Here is a 15,464-nt window from a genome sequence, read left to right on the forward strand (position 1 = left end):
TTTATGGAAATTGCCATTATTGCTCATGATGGAAAAAAAGCTGATTTAATTGATTTCCTAATCAAAAATGAAGCTGTTTTGCATAATGAAAAGATAAGGCTTATTGGTACTGGTACTACGGGAGGAAAAGCAGAAGCTGCGGGATTTAAAACTCAAAGAATGCTATCTGGACCTCTTGGAGGCGATGCGCAAATTGCAGGAAGAGTAGCAGAAGGAATTACGCAGATGGTTTTCTTTTTTAAAGATCCTTTATCGAGCCATCCGCATGAAGCAGATATTAATATGCTAATTCGTGTTTGCGATGTGCATAATGTGCCGCTGGCAACCAATGAAGCAACGGCACAATTATTATTAGATGCTATTGCACAGCGATTATAGAAATTTCTACATTAACATTTTTTGGCAAACAAGCCACTTGAACCGTTTCACGAGCTGGAGCGGTTTTTTCGTTAAAATAAGAACCGTAAACCGTGTTTATTGCTCCAAAGTTATTCATGTCCATGATGAAAATAGTTGACTTAACAACATTTTCAAATGTCATACCTGCAGCTTCAAGAATAGCGGCAATGTTTTGCATCACTTGATGGGTTTCATCATTAATATTGTCTGTAATCAATTCTCCTGACTCTGGATTGATTGCAATTTGTCCAGAAGCATAAAGTGTGTTTCCAGATAATACGGCTTGATTATACGGTCCGATTGGAGCCGGAGCTTTCTCGGTGAAAATGATCTTTTTCATAATAAAATTATTTTGATTCGAAAGTATATTATCTATTTGAAACGCTTCGTTTGTTCCATTTGATATCGCTAAGCATACCAGATTTAATTCCGATGAAGAAGTTCCAGTTAGAATTTGTACCCAAAGGTTGCCAGTTAAAGGCCATTCTCCAGCTTAATAAATCTCTTTCAAAACGGAATTGTGTAAAGGTAACTCCTTTTTGTACAAAATCGTATCCTGTAGAAACTCCAGCTTTCCATTTAGGGGTAAGATCGGTATTGATGGAAATCATAAGAGAGTTTCCAGAAATAGTGCTTTCTCGTTTGATGTTTGAATAGGTTAACGAATAGGCAAGTGTCATGTCCCACGGAACTTTAGAATTAAAGAATTCTGTAATTACATCATCTTTTTCGGGTTCATTGGCAAACTGACTGTTACGGCTGTCATTTAAGTCGGTATTGGTACCAAATAAGTCATCGCTTCGACCTCCGTTTCGTTGACTCTGTGTGTTTTGTTCTTTTTCTTTTCCGCTTCCTTTATTTGAGAATGAGTAGTTTACAGTTACGTTTGCACTTGTCATCCTGAATAAACTTCCGCCATTGTCAATGTTGAATTTGTCAATTTTGTTACCACCATTATCAATCGCATAAGGATCTAATGTTGCACCAAAGTTCATATTCATTTTATTATCAAAAAACTGTGTTCCACCACTAACTAATACAGGCTGCCATCCAAATGTTGATTTTCCGTCAGCATTAAAATTATAGCTTGTGCTAAAGTTTAAGTTGTTTAACAGCATTATTTTTTTAGGTTCTGTTTTTGTGCTGTCTCGATCTCTTACTTTAGCTTCAAAAGTATTGCTCAAAGCAAAACCAACAATGTTTGAATTGTCTTTTCCTGGCGATCCATATATTCCGCTTTCAAATCGCGTGTACTCAGAAGTAATTCTACCAGAAGCATCGACAGCATACGTATCGTAGTATTTTTCAAAACTAGGAGTATAGGCATAAGTTACACTCGGACGCATTACGTGTCGAATAGATTGGATTCTTTTATCGTCTCCAAAATTAAAAGTTCCGTAAATCGTCGTACCTAAATTAGTGCTGAAATTGTATGTTCTAAACGAGTCAAAACCATTTACAGTTTTGTTAACTGTTTGTCCTTCTGTAGGGTCATAAACTTTTTGAATCGTTTTATTTACCCATGTTTCCTGATAAGTTGTAGAAGCTCCAGCACTAAAATATTTGAAGATTTTAAAGTTCGTGCTTAACGGAATAGTCTGTTGCAACCCTAATTGCGCATCATCAAACATTTGTGGCTTGAAAAACAGCGAATCTTTGGTTTTAAAATAGTTTTTACCGCTTACATTATACTGTAAGTTGATATTTTTAATTAATCCCTTTTTAACGCCGTTCTTTCCAACAAAAGGATAGATACGGTCAATGCTTCCTTGTAAAGACGGAAGCGTCATAATAATGTCTTCTGTTTGTGTATTTTGACTATGAGTTGCAGATAGCGCAATACGGGAACCTGGGATCGTATTAAATGTTTTATTATACGAAATAGATGAGCTTAATGTGTTATTTAAGTTCGACCCAATATTGGCTTGGTTGATTGACTGTTTGAAGTACTTACTACTACCCATGTTGACAGAAGCAGAGAAAGTAGAATTAGGGTTCGATTTTGTGTCTTTAGAATGCGACCACTGAATATTGTAGATACTTTGTTTTGAATAATCAGGATAACCGCGTTCGCTGCTAATTAAATTTTCAAAACGAATGTTCACATTTCCTCGATACTTATATCTTGTCGCATATGCAGATTCAAATCGCATGGCGTAACTTCCGTTGGTATAATAATCACCAAGTACGGTTAAATCGTAATTATCACTTAAAGCAAAGTAGTAACCTCCATTTTGCAATGAAAATCCACGTGTATTAGAATCGTTATAACTCGGAATGATAATACCCGATACGCTTTTTTCCTTGCTTAAAGGGAAAAAACCATAAGGTAATGCAAGCGGAGTAGGAACGTCGGCAATTACCATTTGCGTTAAGCCGGCAACAATTTTTTTACCTGGCACAAACTTAATTCTGCTCGTTTGGAAATAGTATTCAGGATGGTCAATATCTTGAGCAGTTGTAATACGCGCACCTTTTAAAAAGTATACAGAGTCGTTTTCTTTTTTAGTAACAGAAGCCTTAATATTTAATTCGCCTTGTTTTGTTCTTGAATTATAAATTAAAGCCTTTTTTGTTTTAAAATTAAAGCGAATAGAATCTGGTTGTACTTCACTTGAACCCTGTTTAAAGTTAGGATATTGAGTTAATACTCCTGCAGAATCTTTAATTCTTCCAGCATAAACTTCGTCTTTTTCATAATTAAGAACAATTATGCCAGATTTTAATTCGACATCTTTGTAGTATAATTCTGCTTCATTATATAAGGTGATCAGCTTTTTTTTCTGATCAATTTTAGCATAGTCTTTTGCTTTATATCTTACTTTTCCATCCAAAAAAGTCTTTTTTGGTTTAACTGTATCTAGTTTTATGGTGTCTGTAATGGCAGGATTTTCTTTATCTGTTTGTTTTACAGCAGGTAAAGGCTTTTTTTTGTTTTTTATTTCTTGCGAGTATAAATTACCACAACCTATAGTTAGGAAAAATGATATTAAAACGATATTAAATAAGTTTGTGTGCAAAGGTTTAAATGCTATTTTTGTAAAATTATGGCTTGTTTTTTGACATGTCAAACTTACATATAATTTTTTGGCAAAAATAATCAATTCTAAAAATTATAACAGCTGCATTTTATTAAAATTAACTTTTAGATTTATGAATAGAATTAACAAATTTAAGGTAATATTTACTTTATTTCTAATAATATCGTCCTTTTATGCTCACAGTCAGTCAAATGTGTTTAAGGTAACACTTGACGCGGGGCACGGAGATCATGACTTCGGAGCGGTTTATAGCGGACGAATTGAAAAGAATATTGCTTTAGCTATTGTTTTGAAAGTGGGGAAGATTTTAGAGCTTAATCCTAATGTTAATGTAATTTATACTCGTAAAACAGATGTTTTTATAGATTTAGTTGAAAGAGCTAATATTGCTAACCGTGCAAATTCGAACATTTTTGTTTCTATTCACTGTAATGCAAATAAAAATACGGCTGCCGACGGAACAGAAACTTATGTAATGGGTTTAAGTAAAGTGGCCTCAAACCTTGAAGCGGCGAAAAAAGAGAACTCTGTAATTACATTAGAGAAAGACTACAAGCGTAAATATGAAGGTTTCGATCCAAATTCTCCTGAGTCGATGATTGGTATGACTTTGATGCAGGAAGAATATTTAGATAATAGTATTACACTTGCGACTAAAATCGAGGAAAATTTTGAGAAATTAGGAAAAAAACTTCGTCACGGAGGAGTGAAGCAAGCTCCTTTTATGGTACTTCATAAAGCTTATATGCCAAGAGTTTTGGTTGAAACAGGATTTGTATCGAATCCAACAGAAGGAAATATCCTGAATTCTGAAGAAGGTCAAGATGATATTGCAAAAGCAATTGCAGAAGCTATTTTAAGTTATAAACGTGAATATTTTGGGACAGGAGCGGAAGCTCCTGAGAGTCGGCCCATAAGAGATACTACGCCAGCAAAACCAAAAACAACTACTCCAGTTGCAGTAGCGAAAAATGCTCCAAAAGGAACCTTTTTTAAAGTACAGCTTATTGCAAGTATCAAAAAAACACCTTTAGAACCTAAAAACTTTAAAGGATTGAAAAATGTAACAATGGTGTACGAAAATAATATTTATAAATATTTCTACGAAGAAACTCCAAGTTACGAAACAGCTCAAAAATATCTGCAAGAAGCTAAAGGTAAAGGATATGGCGCTGCATTTTTAGTAGCAACTAAAGATGGAGAAAAAATCAGTATTCAGGACGCGATTAAATAATAAGCGCAAGTTCGAATATTTATATTAATTTTGTACAAACACTTAGAATTTTGAAACTAACAAGAGAAATTAAAACGGCTATTTTAGTCATCGTATCTATTTTATTATTTATCTGGGGATATAGTTTTTTAAAAGGCAGAGATCTTTTTACTAATTATACTGTCTTATACGCTGAATATGATAATGTTGAGGATTTATCACCATCAGCTCCAGTAACACTAAATGGACTTGCAATTGGTAAAGTAAGTAAAATTACAATTGATGAAGTAACAGGTAAATTACTGGTTGAACTTCAGCTTAAAACGGATTTCCCAATTACGAAAAGCAGTACAGCGGCAATTTATTCTCCAAGTTTAATTGCAGGAAAACAAATTAAAATCATTCCGAATTTTGCTGACAAAGAATTAGCTGAAGACGGACAGAAATTGACTTCTACTGTCGAATTAGGTTTGACAGAGTCATTAGGAGGAAAAATTGAACCAATTCAGCAAAAGCTTGATAAAATGCTTTTGAATATTGACAATTTGGTTACAGGATTAAACAATACTTTAGATAAGAATACTCAAGAAAATCTAAAGAAAACAATTGCCGAATTAAGTCAGACAATGCAGCAATTTCATAAAGCGTCTGGAAGTCTTAATAATATCTTGGATACTAATAAAGGACAGATTAATGGAATGGTTACAAACTTCAATAAAATGTCTGGCAACTTCAATAAGATTTCAGATTCATTAAATAAAGCAGATTTAGGTAAAACAGTTCGCAATTTGAACCAAACTTTAGCTAAAGTTGATGTTTTAATGAACAACTTGAATTCTGGAAAAGGTACAGCAGGAAAAATACTTAACGATGAGGCTTTGTATAATAACCTGACTAAAACTTCAAAAGAGCTTGAATTGTTATTGCAAGATCTTCGTCTTTATCCAACTCGTTACGTAAACGTTTCTCTTTTTGGAAAGAAAAATAAACCATACGTAGCACCAACAGAAGAAACAAACTCAACTGATAAAAAATAATTATAAATGAGTTATTTAGATAATATTTTATTTGCAGTACTTCTTATAGTAGGTTTCGGTTTTTTTGCAGCGAGCGTAAAAAAAATCATCCGAAATATTAATTTGGGAGTTGATGTAGATCGAAAAGATAATCCTAAAGCTCGTTGGAAAAACATGGCATTGATTGCTCTTGGGCAATCAAAAATGGTGAGACGCCCTGTTGCAGGAATCCTTCATATTTTTGTATATGTAGGTTTCATAATAATTAATATCGAATTATTAGAGATTATTATTGATGGACTTTTTGGAACACATAGAGTTTTTGCGCCTTATTTAGGTGTAGTCTATGATGTTTTAATTGCTTCATTTGAAATATTGGCGATACTTGTAATTATTGCTGTAGTTGCATTTTGGATTAGAAGAAATGTAATTCGTTTGAAGCGTTTTATTAATTCTGATTTGAATGGATTTCCAAAAAGTGATGCCAATTACATTCTGTATTTTGAAACAGTTTTAATGATTCTGTTTTTATTGATGAATGCTTCAGATTTGCATTTGCAGAATGTTCCAGAAGGATATTCTCATTTTCATAAAGCAGGAAGTTATCCAATTAGTCAATTTATAGCGCCAATTTTTAATGGTACGTCTAATGAAGCAGTTGGATTGATGTTTGAAGTTTTCTGGTGGCTACATATTTTTGGTATTTTAGTTTTTATGAACTATTTATACTTTTCAAAACACTTGCATATTCTTTTGGCTTTCCCGAATACATATTTTGCAAACTTAAAACCAGAAGGTCAATTTGATAATTTAGCTTCTGTTACAAAAGAAGTAAAATTAATGATGGATCCAAATGCTGATCCGTTTGCCGCAGCTCCAGTTGATGAGAATGCGCATCCGGCTAAATTTGGTGCGAGCGACGTTCAGGATTTAAACTGGGTTCAGTTGTTAAATGCTTATACATGTACAGAATGCGGACGTTGTACTTCTTCTTGTCCTGCAAACCAAACTGGTAAAAAATTGTCTCCACGTAAAATTATGATGGATACAAGAGATCGTTTAACTGAAGTTGGTAAAAATATTGATGCTAATAAAGGTGTGTTTGTTCCAGATAACAAAACATTATTAAACGATTATATTACTCCAGAAGAATTATGGGCTTGTACTTCTTGTAATGCTTGTGTTGAGGAATGTCCTGTAAATATTAGTCCGTTGTCTATTATTATGGATATGCGTCGTTATTTAGTGATGGAACAAAGTGCTGCTCCAATGTCATTAAACGCAATGATGACTAATATTGAAAATAACGGTGCACCTTGGCAGTACAGCCAGCAAGACCGTTTAAATTGGAAAAACGAGAATTAAGATTTATTGTTTAATCGGTTAGTTGTTTAACCGTTTAATCGATTTTAAAATAATATTTCGGTTTTACAGAATTGTCATTTCGCTTTTAGCGATTAAACAATTTCACGATTAACCGATTAAACAAAAGTGAGAGAAATGTCAGAAAATTTAGTAGTACCAACAATGGCAGAAATGCTTGCCGAAGGAAAACAGCCAGAGGTTTTGTTTTGGGTAGGTTGCGCAGGAAGTTTTGATGATAGAGCAAAAAAAATTACTAAAGCATTTGTGCGAATTTTAAATCGTACCAATGTTTCTTTTGCAGTTTTAGGTACAGAAGAGAGTTGTACTGGCGATCCTGCAAAAAGAGCTGGAAATGAATTTTTGTTTCAAATGCAAGCTATGATGAATATCGAGGTTTTGAATGCTTATGAAGCTAAAAAAATCGTTACAGCTTGTCCGCATTGTTTTAATACATTGAAAAATGAATATCCGGAATTAGGTGGTAATTACGAAGTTATTCATCATACAGAATTCTTGAAATCATTAATTGATGATGGAAGATTAACTGTAGAAGGTGGACAATTTAAAGGTAAAAAAATTACGTTCCACGATCCTTGTTATTTAGGTAGAGCCAATAAAGTTTACGAGGCACCGAGAGATTTAATTCAGAAATTGGACGTTGAATTAGTTGAAATGAAACGTTCTAAAGCAAATGGATTATGCTGTGGAGCAGGTGGAGCACAAATGTTTAAAGATGCTGAACCTGGAAACAAAGAAGTAAATGTTCTTCGTACAGAAGATGCATTAGAAGTAAAACCAGATATTATTGCTGCGGGTTGTCCGTTCTGTAATACAATGTTAACCGATGGTATCAAACATCAGGAAAAAGAAGGACAGGTTAAAGTTCTGGATATTGCTGAGTTAATTGCAAATGCACAGGATTTGTAATCTGAGTTGCTAAGTTACTAAGATGCTAAGATTCTAAGATTGAATCTTAAAAATCTAAAATCAACAATCTAAAATCTAAAATTAAAAATGTATATACCTTTTGAAAATTTACCAGGTGAATCTAGAGTTTGGATTTACCAGTCGAACAGAAAATTTTCTGAGGAAGAGTTTTCTGAAATCGAAACAGATTTAAAAGCTTTTGTAGAACAATGGGCTGCACACGGCACAAGTCTAGAAGCTTCGTTTTTATTAAAATACAACCGATTTATAATATTAGCAGTAAATCAAGATGTACAGGCTGCTACAGGTTGTTCTATTGATAGTTCTGTTGAATTTATTCAAAGTTTAGAGAAAAAGTACAACGTTGATTTATTGGATAAAATGAATGTTACTTTTAAACTTGGAGAACATATTGCACATAAACCATTAATTGATTTCAAGAAAATGGTAAAAGATAAATCAGTTTCTGAGAATACAATTGTTTTCAATAACTTGGTAAACAATATCGAAGAATTTAATGAGTCTTGGGAAGTTCCTGCAGCCGATAGCTGGCACAGCAGATTTTTCTAAGAGAAAATATTGATAATAGAAAAGGCGTAAAATTTATATTTTACGCCTTTCTTTTTTATAGGATTATAAATGTTAATTCATTATTATTGTTTGTGTAAATTCTAAAAATATAATTTAAATTTTATGAAGGAAGAAATTAAGGTTGTTGCAGGTATTTCGGCTAAATCAAGTTTGAAATGGTTGGTTATAATGATAATCGGAAATTTGTTTACGTTGATCCTTTTTTTAATCATTCTTTTTCAAAATGCTGATTTTGCTGGCGGCGCACATGGAAATGCTTACGCTTTTTTGTCGGGATTATTTTTAAATAATATTTACGGATTTATTTTACTTGCTGGAGCTCCAGTTTTTGCTATTTTGTATTTTTTGATTGCAAATAAAGCAGCTATTCAGCAGATGATTTATCTGACTTGGAAAAATAAAGTATTTGCCAGTTATATTGATTCTAAAGTCGTCTTTCTGGTTGATAAATTAACAGCTTCAAACAATTGGTCGAGTGCGGTTTCTAATAAAGCGTTGTTGAAAATGCAACTTTTAGAAGCAAACAGAAATGACAAAGAAAGTTCTAAAATCAAAAAGAAAGTGATTAATTATTTATTTCAAAAGATAAATCTGGATGATGTTGATTTTAGCAACAAAGATTTAAAACTATCTGAAGTAGTTTCGGTAAAATTAAATCAATTTATTTCTGAAGCTGTTGAACCTTCATTATTGTTTTTTTGGCTGTTATTATTAATTCAAATCGTTTTGTTTGTTGCTGCGCAGTTTTAAAACGGTGTTTTGAAAACAAAAGGTCTAATCTAGCCCCGATGGGAGTGATATCCTTTTATGCCGGTGTTCGGCATAAAAGATATAACGGACAGCGGGAGTGTGGTTCTTTTAACCAATATTGTGCTGCTCCTAAAAATATTTATCAACCAGAGTTAATCTAATTTTGTCAAAAATCTAACAATTTAAACGGTTAATTAAACGCTATTTTTGAGTATTTTCGTAGAATTAAATTTTATACATGAAAATAGCAATTGTCTGTTATCCTACTTTTGGAGGTAGTGGTGTAGTAGCTACTGAGTTAGGTCTCGAATTGGCCAGAAGAGGACACGAAATACATTTTATTACATATAGCCAGCCAGTGAGATTGGCACTTTTGAATCCGAATGTTCATTATCACGAAGTAAACGTTCCGGAATATCCTTTGTTTCATTATCAGCCATACGAATTAGCGTTGTCTAGTAAATTGGTTGATATGGTGAAATTGTACAAAATTGAGCTTCTGCACGTGCATTATGCCATTCCGCATGCTTATGCAGGTTATATGGCAAAACAAATGCTTAAGAACGAAGGGATTAATCTACCCATGATTACAACACTTCACGGTACCGATATTACGCTTGTTGGAAATCATCCTTTTTATAAGCCTGCGGTGACTTTTAGTATTAATAAATCAGATTATGTGACTTCGGTTTCGCAGAGTTTGAAAGATGATACGTTGAAATTGTTCAAAATCAAAAATAAAATTAAGGTGATTCCAAATTTTATTGAATTGGACAAAGTCAAAAAAGATCCAAATGCGCCTTGTCACCGTTATGTAATGGCGAATGAGAATGAGCGTATTATTACTCACATTAGTAACTTTAGAAAAGTAAAACGTATTCCAGATATTATTAAGATTTTCTATAACGTTCAGAAAGAAATTCCAGCTAAACTGATGATGGTTGGTGATGGACCTGAAAAGGAAAAAGCAGAGATTTTATGTCAGGAATTGGGGATTTTAGATAAAGTGATTTTCTTTGGGAATAGCCATGAAATTGATAAAATCTTATGCATGACCGATTTGTTTTTACTGCCTTCAGAAACTGAAAGTTTTGGTTTGGCGGCTTTGGAAGCAATGGCATGTGGTGTTCCAGTAATTTCAAGTAATTCTGGAGGTTTGCCTGAAGTAAATTTTGATGGTTTTTCTGGATACTTAAGCAATGTCGGAAACGTTGAAGAAATGGCACAAAATGCATTGAAGATTTTAAAAGACGATGCGGTTTTAAGTCAGTTTAAGGCAAATGCTCTAGAAGTGGCTAGAAAATTTGACATTAAAAACATTTTGCCTAAATATGAAGCTTTATATCAGAAAGCAGTTGATGATTACAAATTGGAGAAGCACTAATTTAAAAGAATAAGATGAAAAAAGTAATTTCTGTTTTAGCGATTTTTGTTTTGATTTCGTGTGGAGTGAAGAAGGCTGGAAGTTCAAATGCGGCATTGTACGAAGTTTTAACAACTCAATCGGACGGTGGTGGAAATATTAAGTTTTTTGAAATTTTGACCGAGCCAAATGAAATCAAAATGCTTGAAAACGATCCGCTTTTGGCAAATAAGATGAAGGATCCCGATATTCAGGATTACAATTATGTGATTCTAAATATGGGCGAAAAAAATACAAGCGGTTATTCTATTGATGTTGAAAAGGTAGAAGAGACAGATAAAAATATCATTATCACTGTAAAAGAAAATAGTCCAGCAAAAGATGCCATGACGATGCAGGTAATTTCATATCCTTATACGGTGGTGAAAATTCATTCTAAGAAAGAAATTATTATTAAGTAAGTGGTTAGTGACTAGTAAATAGTTATTAGTTATTAGTGAAGAGTTAGAGGTTAATGTCTGGCTGAGCGGAGTCTAAGCCATTTTTTAGACTAAAGCCCTTCGATAGAATCTAAAACAAAAAAATAAAAAAAACCTGTCGATTTTAAACGACAGGTTTCTTCTTACAATTATTTTTTAATTTTAATTTAGAATCTAAATTTAACGCCTAAACCAACGTCAAATCCAAAATTGTCATCATCATAGTAACCTGAACCAATTTCTGGTCTTGCGTCCAATGATAAAGTAAGTGGTACTTCTTTAAATCTATATTCTATACCGATATCTCCAGCTGCAAAAACATAAGTTCCGCTATCGCTGTATCTGTAATTATTGTTGTAGTAATCGTGATCCCAAGCAGCTAGTCCTCCACCGACACCAGCGTACCAGTTAAAACCTCCGTCGATGTTCCAAACCCATTGGTAAAGGGCAACTCCTTTTATGGCGTCTACATCACTGCTGTTTCTCCATCCTAAATCAAATTCAAGTCTGTTTTTTTGATTTAATCCTAATTGGTATGATATTTCTCCTCCAAATCCGTTGTTGTCTCCTAGACGTAATCCTAAAGCGTGTTTCGAAATTTCTTGTGATTGAGCCGTAAATGCTAAACCAAGAAGCATAAGGGCAGATAAAAGTATCTTTTTCATAAAAATGGTTAATTAATTTTTTTCAAATGTATTATATCAGTCAAATAGAGAACGTATAATATTTTTGAAAATTGTTATATAATTTTCATTTTTAGGAATTCCGACCGTTAAAATTCTTAAAAAACTGCTTCTGAGGTCTTTATTTAAGGATTATTGAAGAAATGAGCTGAGAAGTGATAAGATCTTCCATTTCTAGAAGATTTTCCTCTTCAGCAAAGTTGCTAGCCTTGTAAGAGAACAGTTTCCAACGTTTTTTATGGTATTCCAGAGCCGTTAAGTTTTCTACCCAATCACCAGAATTGAGGTATAAAGTAGAACCGTGTTTGTTTTCTTTGGTTACGATTTTAGGTTCGTGAATATGTCCGCAGATAACATAATCGTAATTCTTTTCAATGGCTAGATCGGTTGCTGTGGTTTCAAAATCAGAAATAAATTTTACTGCTTTTTTAACGCTCGCTTTTATTTTTTTAGAAAAAGAATAAGGTTCGCGTCCTAATTTAGCCAGACACCAATTGGCAAAACGGTTCATTAAGATTAGATAATCGTAACCTAATCCGCCTAATTTTGCAATCCATTTTGAATGCTGAACCGAGGCGTCAAAAACGTCTCCGTGAAAAATCCAGGCTTTTTTGTCGTCTAATTCTAAAACTAATTTATCAACTAGAGCAAAATTTCCCATGTTCATATCACTGAATTTTCGAAGGATCTCATCGTGATTTCCAGTAATATAGTAAACTTTTGTTCCTTTAGAAGCCATTCCTATAATGCGCTGAATCACTCGTAAATGTGCTTTTGGAAAATACGATTTACGAAACTGCCAAGCATCAATTATATCGCCGTTTAAAACTAAAGTTTTGGGTTTAATGCTTGAAAGATAGTTGTTTAGTTCTTTAGCGTGACTTCCGTAAGTTCCTAAATGGACATCAGAAAGAATGACCAATTCGACATTTCTTTTTTTCAATTTTTCTTGATTTGAAGTTTTACAAATGAAAGAAAATTTGTGAAATTTAATTTTATTAAAAGGTTACCAAAAAGAGGGTAATTTTACCAAATTGTGATTTTTATCCCATTTAATGTTTCGTTAATAATACCAGTTTTAAATTTTTTAATTTAATTCATAAAACTTACATTTGCTCAAAACAAAACACAATGGCAGGAAACAGCTTCGGCACACTATATAAAGTAACTACATTTGGAGAATCTCACGGTGAAGCTTTAGGCGGAATTATTGACGGATGTCCTCCAGGAATACAATTAGATTTTGAAGCAATTGAAGTAGATATGGCTCGTAGAAAGCCAGGTCAGTCGGCAATTGTTACGCAGAGAAAAGAACCAGATGCAGTTCAATTTCTATCAGGAATATTCGAAGGAAAAACGACAGGAACTCCAATCGGTTTCATTATTCCAAACACCAATCAGAAATCAGACGATTACTCTCATATAAAAGATAATTACCGACCAAGCCATGCTGATTATGTTTACGATCAGAAATATGGTTTCCGCGATTATCGTGGTGGTGGAAGAAGTTCTGCAAGAGAAACAGCAAGTAGAGTAGTAGCAGGTGCAATTGCAAAGCAAATGTTGCCAGAAATTAAAATCAATGCTTATGTTTCTTCTGTTGGTCCAATTCACTTAGAAACACCATACCAAGAATTAGATTTTTCTAAAATTGAAAGCAATCCAGTGCGTTGTCCAGATGAGAAATCTGCAGCGACTATGGAAGAATATATTCGTGAGATCCGCAAACAGGGAGACACTGTTGGAGGTGTTGTGAGTTGTGTAATTCAAAATGTTCCAGTTGGTTTAGGAGAACCAGTATTTGATAAACTTCATGCAGAATTAGGAAAAGCAATGCTTTCTATTAATGCAGTAAAAGGTTTTGAGTACGGAAGTGGTTTTTCTGGATCTGAAATGAAAGGAAGCGAACATAACGATTTATACAATCCTGATGGAACTACAAAAACAAATTTATCAGGTGGAATTCAGGGCGGTATAAGCAACGGAATGGATATTTATTTCAGAGTTGCCTTTAAGCCAGTTGCAACTATTATGCAGACTCAAGATTCTTTAGATAATAAAGGAAACATTACACCAATGACAGGAAAAGGACGTCATGATCCGTGTGTAGTGCCTCGCGCAGTGCCAATCGTAGAAGCGATGGCCGCAATTGTTTTGGCCGATTTTTATTTAATCAACAAAACATATTAATAAAAGGTAAGACAGTGAGGGTCTTATTATTTTAATAATTAAAAAATAAATTAATGCAAGAAGTTACAGAAACTAAAAAACAATCATTTCTTTCGGGATTAACAGGGCAAATTATAATTGCAATGGTTCTTGGAGCCATTTTAGGAATTATATTGCACAACACCATTTCGCCCGAATCAGCGCAGGCATTTAGCAGTAAAATTAAAATGCTGGCAACCATCTTTATTCGTTTGGTGCAAATGATTATTTCTCCATTGGTTTTTACGACTTTGGTAGTAGGAATTGCGAAATTGGGTGATATTAAAACCGTTGGAAGAATTGGAGGAAAAGCTATTGGGTGGTTTTTTACAGCTTCATTTATTTCTCTTTTAATTGGATTGTTTTACGTAAATATTTTGCAGCCAGGTGTTGGTCTAAAACTAGATCACGTTGATATGGCAGCAGCTTCTGAGGTTACAGGTAAAACACAAAATCTGTCTTTTGATAATTTTGTTGAGCATATCGTGCCAAAAAGTATTGTGGAAGCGATGGCTACAAATGAAATTCTTCAGATTGTAGTTTTCTCTATTTTCTTCGGATTAGCAGCAGCTTCTCTAGGACCAACAGTAAAACCAATTATTAGTGCTTTTGATAAACTATCGCACATTGTTCTAAAGATGGTAAACTATGTAATGAAGTTTGCTCCAATTGGAGTTTTTGGAGCCATTGCAGGTGTGTTTGCTATTCGAGATGCAGAAGAATTGGTTATTACGTACTTCAAATTTTTCGGTTCGTTTTTAATTGGTATCGGTACGCTTTGGGCAATTTTAATTGTGATCGGATATATTTTCCTAAAAGGAAGAATGACGGAATTGCTAAGACGTATTACAGGGCCTCTAGCAATCGCTTTTGGAACTACAAGTAGTGAGGCCGTATTTCCTAAATTAACAGAAGAATTAGAAGGATTTGGAGTAAAAGATAAAATCGTTTCTTTCATGTTGCCGCTTGGATATTCCTTTAATCTTGACGGAAGTATGATGTACATGACTTTTGCGAGCATCTTTATTGCTCAATTCTATAATGTGCATTTAGATTTAGGAACGCAAATGGCAATGCTTTTAGTTTTAATGCTTACCAGTAAAGGTATTGCAGGTGTGCCACGTGCCAGTTTGGTTGTCGTTGCGGCGACGTGTGGTATGTTTGATATTCCGATTGAAGGAATTGCATTAATCCTTCCAATTGACCATTTCTGCGACATGTTTAGAAGTGCAACAAATGTATTAGGAAATGCATTAGCGACTTCTGTTGTTGGACAATGGGAAAACAATAAAGAATAGTAAAAAGGCTGAGATTTTAATTTTTTTATCTTAGTTGTTGAAAATAATTTTTGAAAAGCTGTATTTTTTTATGAAATACAGCTTTTTTTTATTTTAAAGTGTATATTTGATCAAACTAGCCGATTGATGCC

The 15,464-nt window shown here is 33.6% G+C and carries 15 protein-coding genes; 11 read left to right on the forward strand and 4 right to left on the reverse strand.

Going from position 1 to position 15,464, the window contains the following annotated elements; genetic code table 11:
- Positions 1 to 3: 3 nt before the first annotated feature.
- On the forward strand, positions 4 to 378 hold the full coding sequence (locus BSF41_RS15975; protein ID WP_095930559.1) for a methylglyoxal synthase: 375 nt from the start codon (positions 4 to 6) through the stop codon (positions 376 to 378).
- On the opposite strand, the gene BSF41_RS15980 is transcribed toward BSF41_RS15975, so the two are convergent.
- Together BSF41_RS15980 and BSF41_RS15985 are read right to left on the reverse strand one after the other, a co-directional pair.
- A complete protein-coding gene (locus tag BSF41_RS15980) occupies positions 359 to 739 on the reverse strand; it encodes a RidA family protein (protein WP_095930501.1) in 381 nt (126 codons plus the stop codon). The genes BSF41_RS15975 and BSF41_RS15980 overlap by 20 nt on opposite strands.
- 28 nt (positions 740 to 767) lie before the next feature.
- Positions 768 to 3,470 (reverse strand): putative LPS assembly protein LptD, encoded by a 2,703-nt coding sequence (locus BSF41_RS15985; RefSeq protein WP_172426924.1) that lies wholly within the window; start codon positions 3,468 to 3,470, stop codon positions 768 to 770.
- 82 nt (positions 3,471 to 3,552) lie between these two features.
- Between BSF41_RS15985 and BSF41_RS15990 the strand changes: the two genes are divergently transcribed.
- The 8 genes from BSF41_RS15990 to BSF41_RS16025 all read left to right on the forward strand — a co-directional run bounded on the left by BSF41_RS15990 (position 3,553) and on the right by BSF41_RS16025 (position 11,126).
- Complete coding sequence (locus BSF41_RS15990) at positions 3,553 to 4,674, forward strand: N-acetylmuramoyl-L-alanine amidase (protein ID WP_095930560.1); 1,122 nt, start codon at positions 3,553 to 3,555, stop codon at positions 4,672 to 4,674.
- A 50-nt stretch (positions 4,675 to 4,724) separates the two neighbouring features.
- Positions 4,725 to 5,690 (forward strand): MlaD family protein, encoded by a 966-nt coding sequence (locus BSF41_RS15995; protein WP_095930503.1) that lies wholly within the window; start codon positions 4,725 to 4,727, stop codon positions 5,688 to 5,690.
- Positions 5,691 to 5,696: 6 nt separating this feature from the next.
- Positions 5,697 to 7,034 carry a (Fe-S)-binding protein gene (locus BSF41_RS16000; RefSeq protein ID WP_095930504.1) on the forward strand — a complete coding sequence of 446 codons (1,338 nt, stop codon included), beginning with the start codon at positions 5,697 to 5,699 and terminating at the stop codon, positions 7,032 to 7,034.
- 135 nt (positions 7,035 to 7,169) lie between these two features.
- Complete coding sequence (locus BSF41_RS16005) at positions 7,170 to 7,961, forward strand: (Fe-S)-binding protein (RefSeq protein WP_095930505.1); 792 nt, start codon at positions 7,170 to 7,172, stop codon at positions 7,959 to 7,961.
- 87 nt (positions 7,962 to 8,048) lie between these two features.
- Complete coding sequence (locus BSF41_RS16010) at positions 8,049 to 8,531, forward strand: hypothetical protein (protein ID WP_057116491.1); 483 nt, start codon at positions 8,049 to 8,051, stop codon at positions 8,529 to 8,531.
- 123 nt (positions 8,532 to 8,654) lie between these two features.
- Positions 8,655 to 9,302, forward strand: coding sequence for a hypothetical protein (locus BSF41_RS16015; RefSeq protein WP_095930506.1), 648 nt, complete (start codon positions 8,655 to 8,657; stop codon positions 9,300 to 9,302).
- Between the two features lie 238 nt (positions 9,303 to 9,540).
- Positions 9,541 to 10,686: an N-acetyl-alpha-D-glucosaminyl L-malate synthase BshA gene (gene bshA / locus BSF41_RS16020; RefSeq protein WP_095930507.1), complete on the forward strand. Its 1,146-nt coding sequence runs from the start codon at positions 9,541 to 9,543 to the stop codon at positions 10,684 to 10,686.
- 14 nt (positions 10,687 to 10,700) lie between these two features.
- The gene (locus tag BSF41_RS16025) at positions 10,701 to 11,126 is read left to right on the forward strand and encodes a protease complex subunit PrcB family protein (protein WP_095930508.1); all 426 of its coding nucleotides are present in this window, start codon (positions 10,701 to 10,703) and stop codon (positions 11,124 to 11,126) included.
- A gap of 185 nt (positions 11,127 to 11,311) precedes the next feature.
- On the opposite strand, the gene BSF41_RS16030 is transcribed toward BSF41_RS16025, so the two are convergent.
- Positions 11,312 to 11,809: a hypothetical protein gene (locus BSF41_RS16030; protein WP_095930509.1), complete on the reverse strand. Its 498-nt coding sequence runs from the start codon at positions 11,807 to 11,809 to the stop codon at positions 11,312 to 11,314.
- A 139-nt stretch (positions 11,810 to 11,948) separates the two neighbouring features.
- Positions 11,949 to 12,770 carry a UDP-2,3-diacylglucosamine diphosphatase gene (locus tag BSF41_RS16035; protein ID WP_095930510.1) on the reverse strand — a complete coding sequence of 274 codons (822 nt, stop codon included), beginning with the start codon at positions 12,768 to 12,770 and terminating at the stop codon, positions 11,949 to 11,951.
- A 188-nt stretch (positions 12,771 to 12,958) separates the two neighbouring features.
- Between BSF41_RS16035 and aroC the strand changes: the two genes are divergently transcribed.
- Together aroC and BSF41_RS16045 are read left to right on the forward strand one after the other, a co-directional pair.
- On the forward strand, positions 12,959 to 14,017 hold the full coding sequence (gene aroC, locus BSF41_RS16040; protein ID WP_095930511.1) for a chorismate synthase: 1,059 nt from the start codon (positions 12,959 to 12,961) through the stop codon (positions 14,015 to 14,017).
- Between the two features lie 53 nt (positions 14,018 to 14,070).
- Entirely contained in the window at positions 14,071 to 15,333 is a 1,263-nt protein-coding gene (locus BSF41_RS16045; protein ID WP_095930512.1) for a dicarboxylate/amino acid:cation symporter, read from the forward strand.
- Positions 15,334 to 15,464: the final 131 nt, after the last annotated feature.

The sequence above is a fragment of the Flavobacterium sp. ACN2 genome (genome assembly GCF_002303885.1).
In the GTDB taxonomy this organism is placed as follows: domain Bacteria; phylum Bacteroidota; class Bacteroidia; order Flavobacteriales; family Flavobacteriaceae; genus Flavobacterium.

Excerpts from the sequence above, each read along its gene's own strand:
- BSF41_RS15975 (WP_095930559.1), top strand. The coding sequence starts at position 4 with ATGGAAATTGCCATTATTGCTCATGATGGAAAAAAAGCTGATTTAATT.
- BSF41_RS15980 (WP_095930501.1), bottom strand. The coding sequence starts at position 739 with ATGAAAAAGATCATTTTCACCGAGAAAGCTCCGGCTCCAATCGGACCG.
- BSF41_RS15990 (WP_095930560.1), top strand. The coding sequence starts at position 3,553 with ATGAATAGAATTAACAAATTTAAGGTAATATTTACTTTATTTCTAATA.
- BSF41_RS16000 (WP_095930504.1), top strand. The coding sequence starts at position 5,697 with ATGAGTTATTTAGATAATATTTTATTTGCAGTACTTCTTATAGTAGGT.
- BSF41_RS16005 (WP_095930505.1), top strand. The coding sequence starts at position 7,170 with ATGTCAGAAAATTTAGTAGTACCAACAATGGCAGAAATGCTTGCCGAA.
- BSF41_RS16010 (WP_057116491.1), top strand. The coding sequence starts at position 8,049 with ATGTATATACCTTTTGAAAATTTACCAGGTGAATCTAGAGTTTGGATT.
- BSF41_RS16015 (WP_095930506.1), top strand. The coding sequence starts at position 8,655 with ATGAAGGAAGAAATTAAGGTTGTTGCAGGTATTTCGGCTAAATCAAGT.
- bshA (WP_095930507.1), top strand. The coding sequence starts at position 9,541 with ATGAAAATAGCAATTGTCTGTTATCCTACTTTTGGAGGTAGTGGTGTA.
- BSF41_RS16025 (WP_095930508.1), top strand. The coding sequence starts at position 10,701 with ATGAAAAAAGTAATTTCTGTTTTAGCGATTTTTGTTTTGATTTCGTGT.
- BSF41_RS16030 (WP_095930509.1), bottom strand. The coding sequence starts at position 11,809 with ATGAAAAAGATACTTTTATCTGCCCTTATGCTTCTTGGTTTAGCATTT.
- aroC (WP_095930511.1), top strand. The coding sequence starts at position 12,959 with ATGGCAGGAAACAGCTTCGGCACACTATATAAAGTAACTACATTTGGA.
- BSF41_RS16045 (WP_095930512.1), top strand. The coding sequence starts at position 14,071 with ATGCAAGAAGTTACAGAAACTAAAAAACAATCATTTCTTTCGGGATTA.